Source organism: Arthrobacter wenxiniae, assembly GCF_013376105.1.
Classification (GTDB): Bacteria; Actinomycetota; Actinomycetes; order Actinomycetales; family Micrococcaceae; genus Specibacter; species Specibacter wenxiniae.
Window position 1 is genome coordinate 90745 of the sequence record NZ_JAAMFM010000004.1, and the last position, 20579, is coordinate 111323.

The following is a 20579-nucleotide window of genomic DNA, read 5'->3' on the forward strand; positions in this document are numbered from 1 at the left end:
TCGTGTCAGCGGCGGCAGGGCGGGCAAAGGGGCTTTGGGCCCTATTCATGTCCCCCTGGTGGGCGTCTACTGGAAGTACGGCTTGCCCTTGCGCGGCCGCCACCTTTCACCCAATAGGAGGAAGCACCATGACTGAAATGCTGAGCTGGACCCCCTTCGACGCCGCCCGATGGGCCGCCCCGTTCGATCTGTTCACCAGTTCGCCGTTTAGCGTCTTGGATTCGTTCCAGCGCCTTTTCGACGGCGGCACCGAGAACACCGCCATGCGCGTCGAGGAAGCCATCGAAGACAACATGCTGGTGGTCCGCGCCGAACTTCCCGGGGTTGATCCCGACAAGGACGTCGACGTGTCCATCGCCGACGGAGTCTTGAACATCAGCGCCACGCGTGAGCAGAAGACCGAGAAGCACACGGACGGCAGCTACCGCACGGAGTTCCACTACGGATCCCTGCAGCGGAGGATCGCCCTCCCGGACGGCGTCAGCGAGACCGACATCAAAGCCTCCTACAAGGACGGCATCCTGGAGGTCCGCGCACCGCTTCCCGCCAAGGCAGTCCCGGCTGCCCCGGCAAAAGTGGCCATCACCCGCGACTAGCCACCGCCCGGTACACGACAGGCACCACCGCCGTCGGCACTGTCCCACCACACTGAAATGAGCGACCCATGAAACAAGACACGGCAACAGATCGCAAGATCCAGCGCGAAGTTGAATCGGAACTCCAGTGGACACCGGACGTGGAAGCGGCCCGCATTGGCGTCAGCGTCGAGAACCACGCTGTCACCCTCACCGGAACAGTCAGCAGCTTTCCCGAAAGGATGGCTGCCCGACGGGCGGCACAGCGGGTCAAGGGCGTCAGTGCCGTAGCCGATGAACTCACCGTCCACTATGCAGGTGCGGCACTGACGGACAGCGACATCGCCCAATCGATCTCGCACGTGTTGGAGGCCAGCGCCGTCATACCAGGCGGCTCCGTCAAGGCCAGCGTGCGCAACCACACCGTCACCCTCACCGGTTCCGTGCCGTGGAATTTTCAGCGGGACGCGGCTGTCCGTGCGGTCGGGGCGATCGCGGGCGTGGGCTATGTTGAGAACCACATCACCCTGCCCGTCCGCCCCTCCCGTGAGGCCTTGGCAGAGAAGATCAAGGACGCCTTGGCACGCAACGCGGCCCTGGCCGCCCAGGAGGTGCACATCGACATCGATGACGATCAAGTGACGCTCAGCGGGCATCTGCCAACCTGGCTCGAAAAGAAGCAGGCCGGCCTCGTCGCCTGGTCCTCCCCAGGCGTCCGGGCCGTCCGCAACAACATCACTGTCGGAACCGAATGACGCCCAGCGTGCCATGGGAATCCGCGGCATGGGCGGCCCCAACCTCACGGTTGGGGCCGCCCGGCGCTGCCGCGGCGGGACGACCCGGCAGGCTTGGTTCCAGGGTGTTCAGGCCTTTGGTCCCTGTTCCCGCTCCCGGCGGCACAGTAGGATTTACCCCATGAGAGACAACGCCGTGGCACCCGAAGCAGGTATCCTCACCACCGAGCAATGCTGGAAGCTCCTTTCCGAAACCTCCGTTGGACGACTCGCCGTGACGGTTGGGGGCCGCCCCGACGTCTTCCCCATCAATTACCGGATCGATGAACAGACCCTCCTTTTCCGAACCGGCGGCGGCACCAAGCTGGACGCCATCGGGGCGGACGCCCGCGTTGCGGTCGAGGCGGACGCCGTGAGCGCGGAGTTTGGCCTGGCGTGGAGCGTGGTGGTCAAGGGCCGGGCAGAAGTTTCGGAGGACTCAGGGCCTGCCCTCAACAGCACCTCCCAAGGGCTCTTCCCGTGGCAGGGCGTCGGAAGGGACCGCCTGGTGCGGATCGTTCCTGAAACTGTGACTGGCAGGCGCTTCGCCCTCGACGCGTCCATGACCTGGCATGTCCCCTTGGACGAAGCCATCCGGGCAGGACTCGAATAGGGCCGCTTGCAACCCGGCCGTGTCCCTGACCACCCCGTCCATGTCGAAAATGACGGCCCCGTAGCCCCCGGCTGCCGCCGTCCTGCCGCGAGCCGGCGAAACGTTGTGGAGTTTCATGGCAGCTCCTCTTCCCGGCTTTCCACGGCTGTAACCGCCTCGTGCCTTGCGTTGCGCAGCAGGCCCCTCACCGTCCGGGCAAAGCCCGCACAGGCACACCGCGCCCGGCAGCCGCCTCGGCCGCTGCGATGGTGGGCACCGTTCGCAAGAAGCTGTCAGGGTTTAGCGAGATGGAATCGATCCCCTCCGCAACCAGGAATTCTGCAAATTCGCGGTGGTTGCTGGGTGCCTGCCCGCAGATGCCAATCCTGATCCCTGCCGCATGTGCCCCGCCGATCGCCAGGCGAATCATTGCCTTGACCGCTTCATCCTGTTCGTCAAAGAGTGGCGCAAGGGCCGCAGAGTCCCTGTCCACGCCAAGGACAAGCTGGGTCAGGTCATTGGAACCGATGGAGAAACCGTCAAATTTGGCCGCAAACTTCTGGGCAAGAATGACGTTGGAAGGAATCTCGCACATCATGTAGACCTTCAACCCGTTGCGGCCCCGCACAAGTCCGTTGTCCGCCATGACTGCCAGGACGCGATCCGCCTCGGCAAGCGTCCGGCAAAACGGCACCATGACGATCACGTTTGCGAAGCCAAGAGTGTTGCGAAGCGCGATGATGGCCCGGCATTCGAGGTCAAACCCTGCCCGATAGCGTGGATCATAGTAGCGCGACGCCCCGCGGAATCCAATCATCGGGTTCGCCTCGTCGTCCTCAAAGGCCGAGCCACCGATCAGGTGCGCATATTCGTTGGACTTGAAGTCACTAAACCGAACGACGACCGGCGCCGGATGGAACGGTGCAGCCAGCATGGCAAGCCCGCGCGCCAACGTTTGCACAAAGTAGTCAGCCGGGTCGGCAAAGCCGCGCGTCAGTTCGCTGATTCTGTCCCTGTCCGCCGGATCCGTGACCCGCTCCGGATGCACCAAGGCCATGGGGTGCACCTGGACCATGTCGTTGATGACAAATTCCATGCGTGCCAAGCCGATGCCGTGAGCAGGCAGGCGCCACCACTTGAATGCCTTGGACGGGCTGGCCATGTTCAGCATGACCGCCGTCCGTGTCGCCGGCAGGTCGCCAAGATCCACGTCCTCCCGGCTGCTCGCCAGCAGCCCCTCATAGACGTGGCCGGTGTCCCCTTCGGCACAGGAAACCGTGATGTCCTGCCCGTTTGCAATCACGCTGGTGGCGTTCGATGTGCCCACGACGGCGGTAATGCCCAGTTCGCGGCTGACGATGGCCGCATGGCTGGTTGCCCCTCCCTTGTCGGTGACGATGCCCCTGGCACGCTTCATGATCGGGACCCAGTCGGGATCGGTTTGTTCGGCGACCAGGACGGAGCCGTCCACAAAGCTGTCAATGTCCGCCGCTCGCCTGATGACGCAGGCGGTGCCGGAGGCGATGGAATCGCCGACCGCGGCGCCTTCAGCCAGCAGCTGCCCTTCCTCCGTTAGACGGTACTCGGTCAGCATGGTGCCTTCCTTGCGTGCCTGAACCGTTTCCGGCCTCGCCTGGACAATGAACAGTTCGCCACTCACCCCGTCCTTGGCCCATTCCATGTCCATCGGCCGTCCGTAATGGCTCTCGATCCGCACCGCCCACCTTCCCAACTGCACGATCTCGGTGTCGTTGAGGCAGAACGACGTTCGCTCCGCCCCACCAGTGTCGACCATGACGGTGCCCCCGCCACCACCCTCCGGGTAGACAAGCTTGCGGGTCTTTGATCCAAGGGTCTTTTCGATCACGGGCGAGAAATCCGCAGCGTCCAGGAGAGGCTTGAAGACAAGGTATTTGTCCGGGTTGACCATGCCCTGGACCACGGTCTCGCCCAGCCCCCAGTTCGCGCTGATGACGGCTGCTCGCGGAAAGCCGGTTTCCGTGTCGATCGAAAACATGACACCGGAGGCACCAACGTCGGAGCGGACCATAAGCTGGACGCCCACGGAAAGTGCCACATCCAGTTGCCCGTACTTCACGATCTCGCGGTAGCTGATGGCCCGGTCAGTGAAGAGGGAGGCGTAGCATCGCCGGCAGGCGTCCAACAACTCCTGCTCGCCCCTGACGTTCAAATACGTCTCCTGCTGGCCGGCGAAGCTCGCATCAGGCAGGTCCTCGGCGGTGGCGCTGCTGCGAACCGCGACGGCGGGACTCGCCTCCCCCGTGCGCTCGGCCAGCTTGCGGTAGAAGGAACGGATTTCCCCGTCCATCCCGGCCGGGAACTCGCCGGAGAGTATCAGTTCGCGCACAGCGGCTCCGATCGACCGCCAGTCCGTGCCGCCGTCGTTCTTGGTGGTAAGAATGCCGGCCAGCCTGGGGGCCAAGTGGTTCGCTTCGATGAACTGCCAGTACGCGGACGCGGTCAGGGCGAATCCTCCTGGCACCTTGACGCCTTCGGAAGCCAACGAGCCAATCAGCTCCCCCAGCGAAGCATTCTTTCCGCCGACGTCGGCAACATCCATGATGCCGACGTCCTCAAGCCAGACGATATTGGGTTTCATGGCAACGCTGTCCTGGTCCACGGTCATCAGGTTTCCTTCGCATGTTCGCTGTAACTTGCCTTGTCCGCGGTGCATCCTGAGGCCGGTGCCCACTTCTCGAGTCAATAACAATGTCCGCAGCGTAGCTAGGGGCCTTAGTCACCACTGTGGGACATGCCCACCCGCCACGCATGCCGACACCGTGGAGGACCTTATGCCCTACCGTCGAACAATGTTTCCGGCGAGACTCAGGAAAGGCGCCAGACCCCAGCAGTGAAGGAGCAGGCAATGCGCGCATGGTGGGTGGGGGAACCGGGGCCCATTGCCTCGCATCCCCTGGTTTTGGGAGACCGTGCCGACCCGAGACCGGGACCGGGCGAAGTGCTGGTGCGGGTTCAAAGTTGCGGCGTCTGCCGCACGGACCTCCACGTGGCCGAGGGCGACCTTGCCCCGCATCAACACAATGTTGTCCCCGGGCATGAAGTGGTGGGGATTGTGCACGAAGCGGGCCCGGATTGCCACCTGTTCAAGGTGGGCGACAGGGTGGGGGTGCCATGGCTGGGGGCAAGCTGCGGCACCTGTAGGTTCTGCCGGAGGGGAAGCGAGAATCTGTGCCTGGCCCCGACGTTCACGGGTTGGGACCGCGACGGAGGCTATGCGGAAATGATCACGGCCGCCGAATCCTTCGTCTACAGGATTCCCGCCACCTTCACTGACGAGCAGGCTGCACCTTTGTTGTGTTCCGGCATCATCGGCCACCGGGCCCTCAAACGGGCTGAACTGCCTGCCAACGGGCGCCTGGGCATCTATGGTTTCGGTGGATCCGCCCACATCACGGCACAGCTCGCCATGCACCAAGGTGCCGACGTTTATGTCATGACGCGTTCGGCCGAGGCCCGGGCGCTGGCACGCCGTCTAGGCGCCATCTTTGTCGGTGGCCCCCATGATGTCCCTCCGGAACCGCTGGACTCAGCCATCCTCTTTGCCCCCGTGGGCGATTTGGTCCCGGTCGCAATGCGTGCCCTGGACCGTGGCGGGACCCTTGCCGTGGCCGGAATCCACCTCACCGACATCCCGCCGCTGCACTATGAAACGGACCTGTTCCAGGAGCGGCAGCTGCGCAGCGTCACGGCCAACACCCGATCGGACGGGCAGGCGTTCCTCGAGCTGGCTGCGCAGATTCCGATCCTGCCCACCACCACCGCCTATCCGTTCTCAGCCGCCAACGAGGCCTTGCGGGACTTGGCCGCCGACCGCGTGCGCGGGGCTGCAGTGCTGGTCATGGACGCAAGCCGCGGTTGAGGCTATCTCTTCATCGCCTCAACCATGCGTGCCAACGCGTCCCCCACCTCGCTGATCCGCACACAATGGGCCGAGAAGCTCCCACACTCCAGGCACGAGTATCCCAAGCCTGTCACCCCTGACAGCCGGCATGAGCACGGTCCGACGGATTCAATCAGGAGAAACTTGTCCGTGGCGCACTGCTGGCACCACGGCCTCGCCACCGTTCCGCAGGCAAGCCCCGGGTTCCGTTGCTGGACCGTCACATTCATCACACCTTCCTCATGGTTGCGGTGTCATGGCCCGTGCACGCCCCAGCCGGCTGCCCATGGTTTCTCCCTCAATCGTGGCAGGCAGGCACTGCGCCGAGACAGAGCCTTTCGGCCCGCGTTTCAGGGACGCATGCCGGGACGGATCCAGTGGTCGCGCGCGGGCGGCGCGTTGTGCCACCCATTCGGGCACCTCCACGGTTGACCGCCACGAGTCTTTCCCGGCCGAGACTGCCTGCGTCAGCGCGCTCGGCCCGAACGTCACTTTCGCCTCCACCTGACAGGTTCATGTGGGGCTGGAGGTGAGCCTTCAGCGGGTCACCGCCGTGGCGTGCGAGCTTGCCGGCGCACAACGTGCGGCGCTGGGCATCGCGGAAGCACGGACAGTCCACCGGCCGGCGCGCGACCGCATCCGTCGGTGCAGATCAGCGGGCGCCCCGTGCCGGAATCCCCGCTGTATCCCCGCCGCATGCACCAGAGGACACGAATTCCGGCACCATCTGCAGCTCCCAGGTTGTCCGTGCCGTTGGGCTGCTCCACGAACAGGGCGTCAAGGAAGTCCTGCTGCTCTCCCAGGACCGGGACGGGATGGCCCGCAACCTCCAGGACCGGGTCATCCAGCGGAATTTCGCTGCCGGGCAGGGCTGCAAAACCTCCGCAACGTCATCAGCGACGAAGCCTCCCCGGAACGGATCACCGTGATCACCGACGACCTGGATGCCTCCATCCGCGAGCTGCCGGGGACGACATGCTCCCTGCGCTTACCGGACGATGACCGGGAACCCCTGGACCAAAGGATCATGCGCAGCGCCGTGCCCTGGACGCCGACGCGGGCTTCGAGCCCCACATCCATCTGAGGAGGCTCCCGGCCAACAACATTCCGGAGGCTGCGGCCGAGCACTTCCTGGCCGTCGTGACGGAAGCGCCCAGCAATGCTGTCACGCACGCCGAGGCCACCAACCCGAGCATCAGGATCGACGTCGGCCCCGTCCACATCGCCTTCCTGGTCTCCGAAGACGGCGCCGGTTTCGCCAGTCCAAGCCAGCACAGTGGGTGAGTGACACGGAGCACCGGGCCATGCCTCCAGGCGGCCGGGGGGCCAGCGTGCTCAGGAGACTCTCGACGGACTGCCGAGTGCCGGTGCCGGCTTGTTGACCGTGGCCCGTGGGTTCCGGTCCGCCGCCCAGCGGAGCCGCAGGCCTTCCTCCAGCTCCTGCGCATCAAGCTGCCGCCGGATGGTGCGCAGTTGAACTTCCAGCCGGGGAATCCACCGGTTCTCAACCGCGCGCTTCCGGGTCCGCGTTGCAGCGAGCTCGGCAGCCAGCAGCATGTGAGAGCGCTGGAACGCGGCGTAACGCAGCGCGGCAAGCAGCGCGTCGTGATGGGCAGCGGCCGCATATGACAGGGCCGAACTCCCCCCTGCCGGTACCATCGCGGGGAGGAAGCACTCTGGGTCGTCCGGATAAAGTACGCCCATGGCGTTGCCCCACCGATACGTGACAGTGGCCGACTCCAACGGCGCCGCCGCCCCTATCTGGAGACTTCCGTCCAAAGCGGCTGCGCGTTGCAGCCACAGGGCTGCCTCGCGGGCCAGCACCTGCCACTCCCGGCTGGCTTGTTCGGCATGGAATTCAACGCGTTCGAGCTGGTCCGCCAAAATGTGCTGCTTGCGGTCCAACAGCCGGGCACCATGGCGGGCCGTCTCCAGGCGTCGTGCCACCTGGACCTTGGCAGCCCGCCCCGTGGCGCTCATGTCCGATCGCTACGTTGGGGCAGGTAGCGCTTCAGGAAAGCGGCCGGCAGCATGGCCAGCTCCTGGTCCGGAAGTACGGCCAACGCCGCCCATGCCCGGCCCAGCGTGTCGTCCAGGGATCTGGCTTCGTCCGGGTCCTGCGCAAAGAGTCCCGCCTCCACCGACGTCCTGTAGCTGAGGTAGCTGCGGTCGGTGTCACTCAACGCGGCCTCCCCCACCAGCTCGGCAAGTTCGGCTGCCTGGCGGGCGCGCGCCAGTGCGGACATCACCTGGGCTGCCACCTCCAGGTGGTCCTCCCGTGTCCGGCCCTTGCCGGCGCCGCTGCGCATCAACCTGGACAGCGAGGAAAGGACGTCCACCGGCGGGTAGATCCCGCGGGCGGCCACATCCGGTGCAAGGACGATCTGGCCCTCCGTGATGTAACCCGTCAGGTCCGGCACCGGGTGGGTGATGTCGCCGGCGGGCATCGTCAGCACCGGCACGATCGTCACGGAGCCCTTGCGGCCCCTGACCCGCCCGCAGCGCTCGTACAGGGTGGCGAGGTCGCTGTAGAGGTACCCCGGGTAGCCGCGCCGGGCAGGGATCTCCTGGCGGGCGGCGGACACCTCACGGACGGCCTCGGCATAGCTGGTCATGTCCGACATGACCACCAGGACATCGTGGCCCTCCGTGTAGGCCAGGTGCTCTGCGACAGTCAGGGCAATCCTCGGGGTCAGGATCCGCTCAATGACCGGATCGTCGGCGGCATTGAGCAGAAGGGCCAGCTCGCCTCCCGCGGACCGCTGTTCAAGGCGGTCCCGGACATAGGCGATGTCTGCATGTGTCAGTCCCATGGCGGCGAAGACCACGCGAAACGACTCGCCGCCTGACACGGCCTGCGCCGCGATCTGGGTGGCAAGCGTCAGGTGCGGCATGCCCGGCACAGAGAAAATGGGCAGCTTTTGGCCTTGCACCAGGGTCATCAGGGCGTCGATGACCGAGATGCCCGTCAGCACGGGGTTGGCCGGGGGTTCCCGGAAGACCGGGTTCAGCGGCCACCCGCTGATGGGCAGCGCTGCCGCGCCCATGATGGGGGGGCCACCGTCCAACGGCTCGCCACGCCCATTGCAGACCCGTCCAAGCCACTGTTCACCGACGCGGACGTGGAGGGGCCGGCCGTCAAAGCGGATTCCGATCCCACCGAGTGACATGCCGTCGGTTCCTTCCAGCACCTGCAAGGTGGCAAGGTCTTGGTCAATTTCCAGCACCAGGCCATGGCGGTGCGCGCCTCCGGGCAAGTCAATGGTGGCAAATTCGTCCCACCCGACACCGTGGGCTCCGCCCACCACGAGCAGGGGGCCGCGCAGTTCCCGGATGTCGCTGTGCGAGATGCGCGCGCCAAGGAGCGCAGGGAGCGGCAGGACGCCATCGGTGACGCCGGGGGGTTCCGGACCCACGCCGTTTGTCCCCCTCACTGCAAGGCCTCCAGTGCCGCCAGGACTTCCGCGCCACGGGCACGCACGGCCGCATCATCGGAGGGACCGCATTCTTCGCGGGCCCGCAGCACCGGACCGAAGTCGGCGCTCTCGATGGTGCTGGCGGCCACGCCACGTTCCACGAGCCGTTGGCAGGCGTCGACAACGTCGAACACCAGGTCCAGCAGGGCCGCGCCCTTTTCGGCGGAAGAGTACCCGTCGTGGGGGCTCAGGGCATTCTGCATCAACACGCCGTCCCGGAGAAGCCGGCCGCCCAGCAACAGGACTTGTTCAGGCCCGGGCAGTGAGGGCAGCCCGATGATTTCCGCCAGTTCCGCCAGCCGGTCTGATTCGGTCAGCAGCGCCAGGGCGCGGGCCCGGCGGGTGGCCCAGCCCGGCTGCCCGTTTGCTGCCTGCCAGGCGCCCAGTTCGACGGCGTCCCTGGCGAAGGAGCCCGTCCAACTGACCGCAGGATAGTGGCGGGAGTAGGCCAGGTCCCGATCCAGCATCCATAGCGCCCGGACGAAGCGCTGGGAGTCCGTGGTGACGGGTTCACTCATGTCGCCGCCAGGCGGCGAGACAGCCCCGATGATGGTGATCGAGGCGGTGGTCCCGCCCAGAGTCGTCACCCGGCCAGCCCTCTCATAGAAGGCAGCCAGCGCGGAGGCGAGATTGGCAGGATATCCTTCCTCGGCGGGAAGGTCGCCATTGCGGTTGGCAAATTCGCGCAGGGCCTCGGCCCATCGTGAGGTCGAGTCGGCGATGACCACCACGTCGTAACCCATGTCGCGGTAGTACTCCGCCACTGCGATACCGCTGAAGATGCTGGCCTCCCGTGCCATCATGGGCATGTTGGAGGTGTTGGCGATGATGACGGTCCGTTCGAGGAGCTTGCGCCCTGTTCGTGAATCCTCGAGCTGCGAGAATCCGTCCAGGACGTCCGCCATTTCATTGCCACGTTCCCCGCACCCTATGTAGACAATGACGTCGGCATCGCTCCATTTGGCGATCTGCTGCAGCATCATGGTCTTGCCCGTGCCAAAACCGCCCGGGACGGTGGCGGCAGAACCGCGCGCCAGCGGGAAGAGCAGGTCGAGGACCCGCTGTCCGGTGTGCAGGGGTACGGCGTCGGTGAGCCGCTTCCGGAAAGGCCGCGGCCTGCGGATGGGGGTGGGTTCGGTCAGTGCCACCCGGCGGCCGGCAACGACGGCCACCGAATCGGAGCCGCGAAGCGCGCCTTCCGGTGCCAGCCAGCTGAGCTCCCCAGCAACGCCGGCAGGCACTAGGACGCGGTGAATCACCGCCCCTGATTCCGGCACGCTCCCCAGCACATCGCCGGACGTCACCTGTGTCCCGACTGCGGCCGTGGGCACGAAAGTCCAGTAACGGGCCAGGGCCGGGGTACCGGCGGCGGCTTCCGAATGCCCGGTGCCCAGCCACATCGGCGCCGAGGACAAGGGCCGCATCAGGCCGTCGAACACCTGGCCAAGCATGCCAGGTCCCATGAAGCCGGACAGTTCGCCGCCGGAGGCGGAGGCGATGTCGCCGGCTTTCAATCCGCCCGTGTATTCGTAGGCCTGCAGCGTCGCCCTGGTACCGGCGATGGCCACCGTTTCGGCCGCGATGCGGCTCGGGCCCAGTGCCATCAACTCCAGCATGGACAGCCCCTCCGCCCCCTCGATCTCCACGAGGGGGCCGTTGACCCGGACGACCCGCCCCTGCCCGGCGCCCGCTACCCGGTCCATGGTTCGCCCGCCTCGGCCAGTGCATCCAAGGCCAGCCCGGCCAGGACGGGAAGGGAAAGATCCAGGCGGCGCGAGCCGGCCTCCGCGATGACGCCGCCGCCAGGACTGACGGTGATGCCGGCACCGGGCCCGAGCAGGTGCCGGCAGTGTTCCGTCAGCCGCGCCAAAAGCGCCGGGTACCGGCCGTCCGCTTGAAGTTCGGACGCGCGCGTCGCGAGCTGGCGGCGGAGTTCGGCCAGCACGGCACTGCGCCGCGCCAGGACCAGCTCGTGGGCCTCCCTGCGGCACCGGGAGAAGCGCAACGCGGCCTCTGACCGGGCCGCCGCGCCGCCCTCACGTGCTGCGGCGGCGGTGATCCGCTCCGCTTCTGCCCGTGCCGCTGCCAGCAGTGTCTTCGCCTGCTGGCGGCCGTCGCCGCCGATTTCGGCGGCCTGCTTCTCCGCCGCGGCCCGCAGGGCTTGGCGCACCGGCGCGAGGGCCGCGGCGGATTCCGCCGGCAGGCTGCTCATGATGGCAAGACCACCGTCATGGGCGAGCGGAAGTCGGAGAGGGCGGGGCCCAGAGCCTGTGCAGCGCGCGGTGTCAGGACCACCACCGCCGTGTCCTTGGGCAGTGACCTCCAGGCCCGGAGGACTTCAGGTCCGTTCGTGCACGCATGGACGCTTACCCCGACCAGGCGGAAGCCTTCCACTAGGGCGTCTTCCCCGATCGCTGCGATGCGGCCGGGTCCCGCGGAGCCGGGCTTGAAGTCGGCACCCATCACCGCGGCTCCCGCGCTCACGCCAGGCCAATCAGGATGATGGCGACGATAAGACCGTAAATGGCTATCCCTTCGGCCAGGCCCACCACCACCATCGCCCGGCCGAAAATCTCTGGGCGCTCACTCATCGCCGCCAACGCCGCGGATCCGGTGTAGGCAACGGCAAAGGCGGCACCGAGCGAGGAACCCGCCACAGCAATGGCGGCCGCTATGAGGGCCGCGCCGCCCACCCCCGCCGACGAGGCGGCAGCCGGGGCCGCACTTTCCCCCGCGGCCGCGGACCCTGCGCCCAGGGCCACGGCGACCAGGGCCAAGACGCCCGCCATCACCGCGATGTTGAGGGCGGCGAGCAGCGTGTGCGCCGTTTTCCGCCAACGCTTGACGCAGAACACCGTTGCTGTTGCGGCGGGGAGGATGACCGGAAGGGTCCAGAGCCAGGGATTCATGATATTGGCCTTTCAGCTGGTGGGCCGGCAAGTGCGGTGGCCGGGGCGGCAGCCTGGCCTGACGGGTCCCGGGAATCGGCCATGTCCGGTGTCCATGGCCTGAACGGACGCCCTTCGGTTTGGAAGATGCGGGAGAACAATTCGTAGTACTCCAGCCGCAGGGCCTGGATTCCGGCAACCAGGGCTTCCAACGCGAAGGTCACGACGTTGCCCACCAGGAACAGCAGGACGGCCGCGCCTGCGCGCCACCCAGGCGCCCACAACGCCGTCGTCCCGTTCCAGACCACCATGAGCAGGGCCGCGTGGGTGAGGCCGAAGGCGGCGAGGCGGGCAAAGGAGAGGATGTTTGAACCGAGCCGGATCACGGTGTCCACGAGTTCAATGAACGCCTGGACGGCGCCGGGGCCCCCTCCCCCGGCCCCGACGTAGAGGCCGATGTAGATGAAGACCAGGGCCCCGAAGGCGACGACGGCGGCGGCAGCTGTCATGATCGGGGCGCCCGCGGCGAGCCCCCAGACAAGGAGCCCCACGGCGAGGAACAGCAGTGAGCCTGCGGCGCCGGAGCGGGCATAGAAGGCCAGCCCCCATCCGCCCTCGCGCACCCGGTTGATGGTGCCGACGGCATAGGCTCCCGCGAGCAGGAAGGCCCCCACCCCCAGGGCCGCCGCCAACAGTGGAACCGGGCTGGCCAGCGGGTCCACCCACAGCACGGGCACCAGCCCAGTGGGGCCGAAGGCCTCCCCGTACAGCGCGCCAAAGACCATGGCGGCCAGCCCGGCGGAGCTCACGAACAGCCAGGCCCTGCGCAGGGAGGCGGCCTTCCTGATGCGCCCGGTGCGCAGGACAAGGCCGCAGGCCAGGAGCACCGCACCGTGCCCGACGTCGCCGAACATCATGCCGAACATCAGGACGTAGGCCGCGGCCGCAAGGCGGGAAGGGTCAAGATCCGCGTACGGCACTGTCCCGTAAGTGTCCACGAGTGTCCTGGACATCCCCTCGCGGCCGCTTCCGCCCAGCAGGGTTGGGGCCTGGATCCACGGCGGCCGTGCGAGCGGGACCACGGCGGCCCCGAGCGGAGCGAGTGCCGCGGCGAGCGCGGTGATCCCGCGCTGCGGGGCAAATCCCACCAGGGCCGCGATGGGCCCGTCGACGACGGCGGCCGCCGCGGCCTTCTCGACCTCACCCGGGCCGTCCCCCGGTTCGTAGGGGAGGTCCAGTTCCACCAGGCCGCTCTGGGCAATGGCGACGAGCATGGACCGCCGGCCTTGTTCGGGCACCACCAAGGCAACCCGTTCCATCCGTGCGGGCGAGAGCGAGTCACGCAGCTTCATCAAGCACCTCGCTCGATCCCGCACCTGCGGCGGCGGCGGCCAGGGCCGCCCGCACACGCCAGGCATCAACCGACAGCACGGCCATCGCACCCAGCACCACATCGGGCCCGGGCAGGGAAGCGCGAAGGAACACGAACCCATCCCTTTCCATCTGGGCGTGCGCCCGGGCTTCCGCGCGCCACAGCTCCCGGGGCGAGGCGATGTCCCGGACCACCTTTTGCAGCGACGGCGGCAGGGCTGCGCGGAAGTCGCCGATGCTTCCGGAGGACTCCCAGGCCCGGCCAAGGACCGGGCGCAACAGGCGGGGCAGCGGCGCCGGGGGGATCGTGCCATCCACGCTCAGGCTCCGGGCCGCCGTGAGAACGCACACGGCACCGCACCACGTCCCCGCCGCGGGGGCCACGGCGGCCAGCCGCCGCGCCCAGGCCACCTGCAGCCCGGCCCTGAGCGTGCCCGGACCGGCCGGGCCGGCATCGCCGACATCGCGCCAAGGCGAGGTGCGCAGCATCGTGGTCAGTTCGTCCCGGGTGCCTGCCGAGCCCAGGCGGTGCCAGGCCGTTGCCAGCGCACCGAGACGGTAGGGCTCCGGGGCTTCTGCACCGCCGTCAAGCTGGTGGGCCAGGGCCACGATGTTTTCGATCTCGAACGTGCCTGCAAAGGCACGTGCGAGGGCGGTGCCCGACGCCGGCAGCCAGCCGGCCAAAACCCGCAACTGCCACAGGAGTGTCTCGTGGATGGCGCGCTCGGCGGCGGCGAGCCCCGACACTGCGCGGAGACGCTCCGCGTAGCAGGACCTCGACTCCTGCAGGGAGGACAGTGCTGCACCCAAGGTGCCTTCGGCGGCGAGGGCCAAGCTGGTGCCCGCCCCCACCCGGCGCCGCGCCATGGACCGGGCCCGTACGGATGCCGCCACCCAGTCCGACTTCATTGCCGTCCGTCCGGCCATGAGGTGAGCAGGGTGTCGATGGCCGTGCCGACGATGGCGGGAACGCGGGCCAGGCCGGACTCCTCCAGGGCGTCCGCGTCGCGGCGTGCCTGCTCCATCATCAGCGCAACCCTCTCGCCGGCTTCCCGCTCAACCCGGGCGGCTGCCTCGGCGCGTACGGCACCGGCGCCGAGCCGGGCCTGGGACACAATCGCCGCTGCCTGCCTTTGGGCCGCGGCCACCTCCTGTGCGGCTTGGCGGCGTGCATCCTCAACGACGTTCTCACACGCCTTGACGTCTGTGGACAAGGCTGCGAACACCGGCGCCAATTCCAGGGCGGGGCCCTGTTCATCGGTGGCCGGCACGCCAGACGGACCTGCCGGACCGGGCGCCCCCACAGGTCTGAAGCGGTCCAAGGCCCTCAATCGCGCCATGACACCTCCAGTGAAAAGTCCTTCGGACCCCAGTCCAGGCCTCCGGCCTGCTCAAAACACTCCTCCCGTGCGGCCGAAACGGGTGGAGGGAGGGCTGTCCAGTGCCTGGCCGCGCGGCCCGGGCCAACAGGCTGTCTGGAGCCACCGTCACGGGTGGGCTGCACCGTCGTTCGCCTTTCCCGCAGGGGAAGCAACATCCCGGGACCTTTCATCACGTTCGCCGGCATTGACCACCATTACTGGACAGTGTGCATGGGCAACGCAAGCACGGCTGACCGATCCCATGAGGAGCCCGGCAAAGCCGCCAAAACCCCGGCGACCGACAACGAGCAGGTCCGAGCCCTTGCTGAGCTCAATGAGCTCCTGCCGTGGTTGCCCCTGGAGCAGTCGTGTTGAAACGTTGTCCGGGGCCGGCGACCCCAAGGCCACGGCAACCTCCTCCTGCAGGCGCTGCCAGGCAGCCTCCTTGATACCTTCGGCGATCGACTCGACGGGCGGCGCCGCAGTGGCCGGAATGTTCCAGCAGGAAACCACATCCAGCCTTGCGCCGGTGGCCTGCGCAATGTGTTGTGCTTCCCGAAGCGCCATGACGGAACTGGCAGACCCGTCGACGCCGACAACCACACGTCCCGTAACCGCTTCAGTGTTCATCGTCCATCCCTCGTTGCCCCGCCGTCATGTTCCAGACCCTCCATGATCAATGCTCATGCGCCCGGCTGGCCCCGTCTAGGGTCCAACGGCACCAATGCACCTCCGCCGGGCGCCCCACGCGGGACCGGGAACGGGAGGTGCCGGCGCTCATGGGCCCACGCTTGGTCGGACGACTAGATTCGTTCGGCCCAGTTACCCACCGCCGATCCCCTGCAAGGTTGAGCCGATAGGGCCGGGCCGGATGTGGCCGGGGCCCGGAGCAGCGGCGTGCCGGAGAGCCTCCCGCGGGAATGTATATGGGGTTCTGGACCGGCCCCTCACCGCCATTGTGGCTGCTGCGGCCCTTGTCGCGGCACCCACCACGCCGGCCGTTCAGGCCCCTACTGTTTGACTGGCCGCATCCATTACCCGTATTCGGGTGCGGCCAGCTACGTCCCCCGCGACTGCCTGTCGATGTACCCGGCCCTGCCGGCCCCCGTGGCCTTCGTCCTCCTCGCCGCCTGCATCCACGCCTCGACACCAGTGCGGCGGCTCCGCACCGCCCACTCCGCGCTGTGCCTGTCCGACGTCGCTGCCGGCATCCTGGGGGGCGCGTTGAACCTCCTGCTGTTGGTGGCCCTCGCGGCCGTTTACCGAAACACCTTGGACGTGCGATTTGAAGTGTTGTCACTTGTGTTGAGCTGCCAGGTTCCGCTCCCCGTCGGTGTCTTGAGCTGTAGGTCCTTCCCCCCTGGAGGCGCCCGGAAAGTCGTCAGGATGATCCGGGGACTGCGAATGCTCTCGGGGGCGTGTCATGAAGCCGCTTCAAGGGCACGCACTGATCGACGCCCCCCTTGAGTCAGTGTTCGGCTTCGTCGCCGATGAACGTAACGAACCACGCATGGCCTCCGCGGAAAAGATCACCCCTGGTCGGCGGGGGTGGGGTCACGCGTCATGGCCAGAATGAGGGATGCACGGCATTCCACCGTGCACGTCGAATATACGGAATTCTCACGGCCGCACGCCATAACCTCGGTGTGCCGGATGGCCGGGATGGACATCGAGGGCACCCTCGACATCACGGCCGAAGGAGGCCTGACCCGCCTCAGTTGGACTTGGAAGCTTGACACACATGGACCCCTGCGACTGATAAACCCCGTCGCCAGGGCCATCGGCGACCGCCAGGAACACAGCAGCTGGGCACGGTTGAAGGACCACCTTGAGCGGCCTGACACCCGGTGACCCTTGGCGGTCCGCCCGCCTGAAAGTCCTTCGTGACCTTCGCCTCTACTGGGGTGCCGCCGGGCCGTGAAGAGTGGCAGGCAACGGATGGGGAGTGGGGATATGGGTGATGTGGCAGTGGCCAATGTGGGGACGCCGGGCCCGGGCGGTACCGGCCGTGGGGTGGCTGGCGGCGTTGTCGCCCTTGTTGTGGGCGTGGTCCTAGCCCTGCTCGGCGTCGGCGGGGTGGTCGGCGCGACAGCAGCGTCGGTGGTCATGTCCCAGCAGGGCCCCGATGGCTACCTCAGTTCCCCGGTGCGCGAATTCTCGACGACATCCCATGCGCTCACCTCGCCCCCTGCGCGAATCGAAAGCGGAGGGCTCCCCTTTGACCTGGGCCGCATTCGGCTCAGTGCCGCCTCCACGGCTCCCGGCGGCCAGGTCTTCATCGGAATCGGGCCCAAGACGGCGGTGGAGAACTACCTCAGCGGCGTGCACACAACGGAGATCACCGGTGTCGCAACATCACCTTTTCGGGTCCACTACCGCGACGTGCCCGGGGATTCGGTTCCCACGGCGCCAGCCGGACAGCACTTCTGGACTGTGTCCGCGGCCGGGCCGGGGACACAGCAGCTCACCATGGACCTCAGCGGCGGTGACTGGGTCCTGGTCATCATGAACGCCGACGCCGGTGCCGGGGTCACGGTGAACCTGCAGGGTGCCGTCCACTCGGAACTGCTGGGGTCCATGACACCGGCCCTGTGGATCGGCGGAATCCTGCTGCTGCTCATGGGGACCGCATTGATTGTCTTGGGCGCCATCATCCTCGGGAGGGGGGCTCCGCATCCCCTGTCGGGCGAACGCGACGCGGCGGCCCTTACCCCCGCGGGAGTAGGACCCTACCCGGCACGGCTGACCGGCCGCCTGGACCCGCAGCTGTCCCGCGGCTTGTGGCTGGTCAAGTGGCTGCTCGCCGTACCCCACCTGATCATCCTCTTCTTCCTCTGGTGCGCGGCCTTCATCACCACTGTCATTGCCGGATTCGCCATATTGTTCACCGGTCGCTATCCGCGTCCGCTGTTCAATTTCGCCGTCGGTGTCCTCCGGTGGACGTGGCGTGTCACCTTCTACGCATACTCGGCATTGGCAACGGACAGGTACCCGCCGTTCACCCTCGCCTCCACCGACTACCCGGCCGACTTCGAGGTCGCCTACCCGCGGCACCTCTCCCACGGGCTGGTCCTGGTCAAATGGTGGCTGCTGGCCATACCCCACTTGCTCATTGTTGGTGCCTTCACCAGCGCCGTGTGGACCACGGCCGGCTATCCCGGCCGTTGGCCCTGGGAGCAGGACAGCGCCGGGGGTCTGTCCCTGCTGGGCATCCTCGTCCTCACCGCCGCAGTCATCCTGCTCTTCACCGGCCGGTACCAGCGCCATCTTTTCAGCTTCATCATGGGCATCAACCGGTGGATCTACCGCGTTGCGGTCTACGTTCTTCTCCTGCGCGACGAATACCCGCCCTTCCGCCTGGATCAGGGATCGGATGAACCAGCCATGACCGGCGCGCCCGGCGCCACGTCGGCTTCCCCGTCATCCGGCGCGCCCGACGGCCCGCCAACCGCGAACCCCGGCCTGCCACCCCAATAGCCGGCAGCCGCAGGGCGCATCCCACTGCCGCAAGGAGACGGCGCACGAAAGGCGGCAGGAAGGCAGTCGCGGCGTTCCAGGGCAGATGCCACGGCTGTGGACGGAACCCGGGCCGGAAGGCCCTCGTCGGGGCGTGCCCGCGCGCTGCAGACGTGCCCAGGCGCCTGGCCCGGGCGTTCCTCAGGCGTTGCTCACCAAGGGGGGCCTGACGCACCAGGGAGGCGCCCTGGAGCTGCCGGAGCATGAAGTCAGCTGCATTCGCCCGCGCAAGGCGGCCGCCAACGAGCCCGTTACCCAGGTACCCGGCCACGACCCGGCCGGTCTTGGGCCCATCATTGAGCAGGGGCGGGCGAACAATGGGCCACTCACGGTCGGTTTCGCGGATGGCCTCCGCGGTGGCAGTTACGTCTTCATAGGCTGCGCGCGGGAACACCCGGGCAAAGGCAATGGCCAGCCTGGACCGCAGGGTCGGCACGTCCTTTGGGTCCGCGGCGGCACGCCGTTGCGATGGCAACGATCCGCCCGACGCCGAACTTCCGCATGGCCGCCAGGATGTTTTGGGTCCCGTGGGCAATTGGCCGGCCTTTGACAGGCAGCCCCTGACCCGGCAGGCTGACAACCCCGTCCGCGCCGGCAACAACTTTTTCGATCGCGTCCACATCCGACAGTTCACCGGTGACCACAGCCAGGCGTTCATCAGTCATTCCGAGCTTCGCGGGGTTTCTGGCGAGGACCCTGACGGTCTCGCCCGCTTGAAGCGCCTGCGCCACAGGCAACCTGCCGGTTTTTCCTGTCGCCCGGAAGACGGCCATTTTCACCCTGACACCTCATCTCGATGGAATTGCAGACGCCCGGCAGGGGACACCGCGTTCCAGGGGCGGGCAGTGCACCGGCCGCCCTTTCGCCCGGCACCCCTGGGTCCGGGCCGCCGCTCCCCGGCTGGCACGTCGGGCCGGTCCCTTTAGGTGGCCGTCCGGACCATTGCGGCAAGGCTCTCGCCCCAGGCCCGGGCACGCGTCTCTTCACCTGGGAGCAAGTGTGTGTCCTTGCTGCCAACCAGGAAGCTTTCCGGTGGCGCCAGCATGGTGAACCCCGCGCTCCGCAGGTGCCTGTCGATGCCCCGGGACGCGCGGCCGGTCAGCAGGGCAGCCGCGTCAATCCTGGTATCAAAGGCCGCAGCCCGGCCCGGAATGCCGGCGAGCGCGTTGATCCATTCACGCACGCCTTCGCTCGCGGCGTCGGGCTCCATGACCAAATGACCCGCGGACGAGTCCGCGGCTTCTGCCGCCGCATGCCGCGTGGACTCGCGACTCATGCCGTGCATGTGCGTCGGCCCGCCGACAACCACCAGGTCGTAGTCCCCTGGATCAACCGCTGCCGCGTCCAGGACCGGGAGGACCTGGACCTCCTCGCCATTGCCCAGGCCGCGGGCCACCGCTTCCGCAACGTGACGGGTGTTGCCGTACATGGACTCATAAACGACGATTGCACGCATTTGGGCTCCTACTCGGGTGTACTGCCGCGATAGTGGCCGGCACGGTGTGGTGACTGCCCCTGGTGGCGTCGCGGTGGGCTGCCCAGGGCCAATCGGGAGATGGTGACAAGCTGCACCACGATGCTGATGCCGCATCCGGCACAGGCAAGGACGATCAGGATCCGCGCCACCAGAATCCAATTGAAGGACGAACTGCCAAAATCAAAGGGGAAGATGGTCCAGAGGCGTGCCAGGACCACGAGCCCGATGGCGGAGGTGATGATCTCCCCCAGGGCACGGACCCACGGGTTGTTAGCCGCGATGTTCACCAGGTTGACGATCACTGAAATGACCAGGGATGCATTGAAGATGCCCAGCACCCCGGACGTTGCCGGACTCAGAAACGGCACTGTCTGCCACCCGGGCCATATGTTGACGAGCCAGAAGATGACGGCGGAGCCGAGGACGGCCGAGACGTACCGGCCCCGCCGCGCGCTTGCATCCATTCCGGCCCCGCCGCGCTGGTGCGACGCCGGATGATCCCTTTCTGCAGTCATGGCACCCATCATGCATGCTTTCCAGCGGTTCCCATAGAGGCGAAGGTCACGGCAAAGCGTGCTGCCGAACGCCGCCAGACCTCGTTGGGCGGTGCCGCGTGCCTGCAGGGGGA

At 67.3% G+C, this 20579-nt stretch carries 22 protein-coding genes and 1 pseudogene; 8 read left to right on the plus strand and 15 right to left on the minus strand.

The window, feature by feature from the left end:
• Positions 1-128: 128 nt before the first annotated feature.
• The 3 genes from G6034_RS04695 (at position 129) to G6034_RS04705 (ending at position 1961) form a co-directional block, all read left to right on the plus strand.
• Positions 129-596, plus strand: a complete 468-nt coding sequence (locus G6034_RS04695) for an Hsp20/alpha crystallin family protein (RefSeq protein WP_176633943.1) — start codon at positions 129-131, stop codon at positions 594-596.
• A gap of 68 nt (positions 597-664) precedes the next feature.
• Positions 665-1330: a BON domain-containing protein gene (locus G6034_RS04700; protein ID WP_176633944.1), complete on the plus strand. Its 666-nt coding sequence runs from the start codon at positions 665-667 to the stop codon at positions 1328-1330.
• Positions 1331-1490: 160 nt separating this feature from the next.
• Positions 1491-1961, plus strand: a complete 471-nt coding sequence (locus G6034_RS04705; RefSeq protein ID WP_176633945.1) for a pyridoxamine 5'-phosphate oxidase family protein — start codon at positions 1491-1493, stop codon at positions 1959-1961.
• A gap of 184 nt (positions 1962-2145) precedes the next feature.
• On the opposite strand, the gene ppsA is transcribed toward G6034_RS04705, so the two are convergent.
• Positions 2146-4587, minus strand: a complete 2442-nt coding sequence (ppsA, locus tag G6034_RS04710) for a phosphoenolpyruvate synthase (protein ID WP_176633946.1) — start codon at positions 4585-4587, stop codon at positions 2146-2148.
• A 240-nt stretch (positions 4588-4827) separates the two neighbouring features.
• Here ppsA and G6034_RS04715 point away from each other — a divergent pair, with 240 nt between their 5' ends.
• The 3 genes from G6034_RS04715 (at position 4828) to G6034_RS04720 (ending at position 7146) form a co-directional block, all read left to right on the plus strand.
• Positions 4828-5841, plus strand: coding sequence for a zinc-dependent alcohol dehydrogenase family protein (locus G6034_RS04715; RefSeq protein WP_176633947.1), 1014 nt, complete (start codon positions 4828-4830; stop codon positions 5839-5841).
• Between the two features lie 946 nt (positions 5842-6787).
• On the plus strand, positions 6788-6946 hold the full coding sequence (locus tag G6034_RS19475) for a hypothetical protein (RefSeq protein WP_218063570.1): 159 nt from the start codon (positions 6788-6790) through the stop codon (positions 6944-6946).
• 56 nt (positions 6947-7002) lie between these two features.
• Positions 7003-7146 (plus strand): ATP-binding protein, encoded by a 144-nt coding sequence (locus tag G6034_RS04720; RefSeq protein ID WP_176633948.1) that lies wholly within the window; start codon positions 7003-7005, stop codon positions 7144-7146.
• Positions 7147-7197: 51 nt separating this feature from the next.
• On the opposite strand, the gene G6034_RS04725 is transcribed toward G6034_RS04720, so the two are convergent.
• The 10 genes from G6034_RS04725 to G6034_RS04770 all read right to left on the minus strand — a co-directional run bounded on the left by G6034_RS04725 (position 7198) and on the right by G6034_RS04770 (position 15588).
• Positions 7198-7842 carry a V-type ATP synthase subunit D gene (locus tag G6034_RS04725; protein ID WP_176633949.1) on the minus strand — a complete coding sequence of 215 codons (645 nt, stop codon included), beginning with the start codon at positions 7840-7842 and terminating at the stop codon, positions 7198-7200.
• Positions 7839-9278, minus strand: coding sequence for a V-type ATP synthase subunit B (locus G6034_RS04730; protein ID WP_343037935.1), 1440 nt, complete (start codon positions 9276-9278; stop codon positions 7839-7841). The genes G6034_RS04725 and G6034_RS04730 overlap by 4 nt, the downstream gene beginning before the upstream one ends.
• A gap of 14 nt (positions 9279-9292) precedes the next feature.
• On the minus strand, positions 9293-11041 hold the full coding sequence (locus tag G6034_RS04735; RefSeq protein ID WP_176633950.1) for a V-type ATP synthase subunit A: 1749 nt from the start codon (positions 11039-11041) through the stop codon (positions 9293-9295).
• Positions 11029-11550, minus strand: coding sequence for a hypothetical protein (locus tag G6034_RS04740; RefSeq protein WP_176633872.1), 522 nt, complete (start codon positions 11548-11550; stop codon positions 11029-11031). The genes G6034_RS04735 and G6034_RS04740 overlap by 13 nt, the downstream gene beginning before the upstream one ends.
• Entirely contained in the window at positions 11547-11822 is a 276-nt protein-coding gene (locus G6034_RS04745; RefSeq protein ID WP_218063572.1) for a V-type ATP synthase subunit F, read from the minus strand. The genes G6034_RS04740 and G6034_RS04745 overlap by 4 nt, the downstream gene beginning before the upstream one ends.
• Positions 11819-12247 (minus strand): ATP synthase subunit C, encoded by a 429-nt coding sequence (locus G6034_RS04750; protein WP_176633951.1) that lies wholly within the window; start codon positions 12245-12247, stop codon positions 11819-11821. Before G6034_RS04750 ends, G6034_RS04745 begins: the two co-directional genes overlap by 4 nt.
• Positions 12244-13578 carry a V-type ATPase 116kDa subunit family protein gene (locus G6034_RS04755; RefSeq protein ID WP_176633952.1) on the minus strand — a complete coding sequence of 445 codons (1335 nt, stop codon included), beginning with the start codon at positions 13576-13578 and terminating at the stop codon, positions 12244-12246. Before G6034_RS04755 ends, G6034_RS04750 begins: the two co-directional genes overlap by 4 nt.
• Positions 13565-14491, minus strand: coding sequence for a hypothetical protein (locus G6034_RS04760; protein ID WP_218063573.1), 927 nt, complete (start codon positions 14489-14491; stop codon positions 13565-13567). Before G6034_RS04760 ends, G6034_RS04755 begins: the two co-directional genes overlap by 14 nt.
• An 11-nt stretch (positions 14492-14502) precedes the next feature.
• Positions 14503-14868 (minus strand): hypothetical protein, encoded by a 366-nt coding sequence (locus G6034_RS04765; RefSeq protein WP_176633954.1) that lies wholly within the window; start codon positions 14866-14868, stop codon positions 14503-14505.
• Between the two features lie 216 nt (positions 14869-15084).
• Entirely contained in the window at positions 15085-15588 is a 504-nt protein-coding gene (locus G6034_RS04770) for a universal stress protein (RefSeq protein WP_176633955.1), read from the minus strand.
• 933 nt (positions 15589-16521) lie between these two features.
• Between G6034_RS04770 and G6034_RS20400 the strand changes: the two genes are divergently transcribed.
• Both G6034_RS20400 and G6034_RS04780 read left to right on the plus strand, forming a co-directional pair.
• Positions 16522-16809 carry an SRPBCC family protein gene (locus G6034_RS20400; protein WP_176633956.1) on the plus strand — a complete coding sequence of 96 codons (288 nt, stop codon included), beginning with the start codon at positions 16522-16524 and terminating at the stop codon, positions 16807-16809.
• Between the two features lie 102 nt (positions 16810-16911).
• Positions 16912-18435: a DUF4389 domain-containing protein gene (locus G6034_RS04780; RefSeq protein WP_176633957.1), complete on the plus strand. Its 1524-nt coding sequence runs from the start codon at positions 16912-16914 to the stop codon at positions 18433-18435.
• 286 nt (positions 18436-18721) lie between these two features.
• Here the strand turns inward: G6034_RS04780 and G6034_RS20405 are convergent.
• From G6034_RS20405 to G6034_RS04795, 4 genes and pseudogenes are all read right to left on the minus strand, one after another.
• Positions 18722-18910: pseudogene (locus tag G6034_RS20405) on the minus strand (hypothetical protein); the annotation flags it as partial.
• Positions 18846-19247 (minus strand): NAD(P)-dependent oxidoreductase, encoded by a 402-nt coding sequence (locus tag G6034_RS04785; protein ID WP_246295310.1) that lies wholly within the window; start codon positions 19245-19247, stop codon positions 18846-18848. The gene G6034_RS04785 and the pseudogene G6034_RS20405, both read right to left, overlap by 65 nt.
• Before the next feature lie 149 nt (positions 19248-19396).
• Positions 19397-19930 (minus strand): flavodoxin family protein, encoded by a 534-nt coding sequence (locus G6034_RS04790; RefSeq protein WP_176633959.1) that lies wholly within the window; start codon positions 19928-19930, stop codon positions 19397-19399.
• A gap of 8 nt (positions 19931-19938) precedes the next feature.
• Complete coding sequence (locus G6034_RS04795) at positions 19939-20466, minus strand: hypothetical protein (protein ID WP_176633960.1); 528 nt, start codon at positions 20464-20466, stop codon at positions 19939-19941.
• Positions 20467-20579 lie beyond the last annotated feature (113 nt).

What these genes read in the sequence shown, in the direction of transcription:
- ppsA (WP_176633946.1), bottom strand. Translation starts at nt 4,587, where the DNA reads ATGACCGTGGACCAGGACAGCGTTGCCATGAAACCCAATATCGTCTGG.
- G6034_RS04770 (WP_176633955.1), bottom strand. Translation starts at nt 15,588, where the DNA reads ATGAACACTGAAGCGGTTACGGGACGTGTGGTTGTCGGCGTCGACGGG.
- G6034_RS04750 (WP_176633951.1), bottom strand. Translation starts at nt 12,247, where the DNA reads ATGAATCCCTGGCTCTGGACCCTTCCGGTCATCCTCCCCGCCGCAACA.
- G6034_RS04790 (WP_176633959.1), bottom strand. Translation starts at nt 19,930, where the DNA reads ATGCGTGCAATCGTCGTTTATGAGTCCATGTACGGCAACACCCGTCAC.
- G6034_RS04715 (WP_176633947.1), top strand. Translation starts at nt 4,828, where the DNA reads ATGCGCGCATGGTGGGTGGGGGAACCGGGGCCCATTGCCTCGCATCCC.
- G6034_RS04740 (WP_176633872.1), bottom strand. Translation starts at nt 11,550, where the DNA reads ATGAGCAGCCTGCCGGCGGAATCCGCCGCGGCCCTCGCGCCGGTGCGC.
- G6034_RS04725 (WP_176633949.1), bottom strand. Translation starts at nt 7,842, where the DNA reads ATGAGCGCCACGGGGCGGGCTGCCAAGGTCCAGGTGGCACGACGCCTG.
- G6034_RS20400 (WP_176633956.1), top strand. Translation starts at nt 16,522, where the DNA reads ATGGCCAGAATGAGGGATGCACGGCATTCCACCGTGCACGTCGAATAT.
- G6034_RS04705 (WP_176633945.1), top strand. Translation starts at nt 1,491, where the DNA reads ATGAGAGACAACGCCGTGGCACCCGAAGCAGGTATCCTCACCACCGAG.
- G6034_RS04795 (WP_176633960.1), bottom strand. Translation starts at nt 20,466, where the DNA reads ATGACTGCAGAAAGGGATCATCCGGCGTCGCACCAGCGCGGCGGGGCC.
- G6034_RS04780 (WP_176633957.1), top strand. Translation starts at nt 16,912, where the DNA reads ATGGGTGATGTGGCAGTGGCCAATGTGGGGACGCCGGGCCCGGGCGGT.
- G6034_RS04700 (WP_176633944.1), top strand. Translation starts at nt 665, where the DNA reads ATGAAACAAGACACGGCAACAGATCGCAAGATCCAGCGCGAAGTTGAA.
- G6034_RS04735 (WP_176633950.1), bottom strand. Translation starts at nt 11,041, where the DNA reads ATGGACCGGGTAGCGGGCGCCGGGCAGGGGCGGGTCGTCCGGGTCAAC.
- G6034_RS04785 (WP_246295310.1), bottom strand. Translation starts at nt 19,247, where the DNA reads ATGGCCGTCTTCCGGGCGACAGGAAAAACCGGCAGGTTGCCTGTGGCG.
- G6034_RS04755 (WP_176633952.1), bottom strand. Translation starts at nt 13,578, where the DNA reads ATGAAGCTGCGTGACTCGCTCTCGCCCGCACGGATGGAACGGGTTGCC.
- G6034_RS04695 (WP_176633943.1), top strand. Translation starts at nt 129, where the DNA reads ATGACTGAAATGCTGAGCTGGACCCCCTTCGACGCCGCCCGATGGGCC.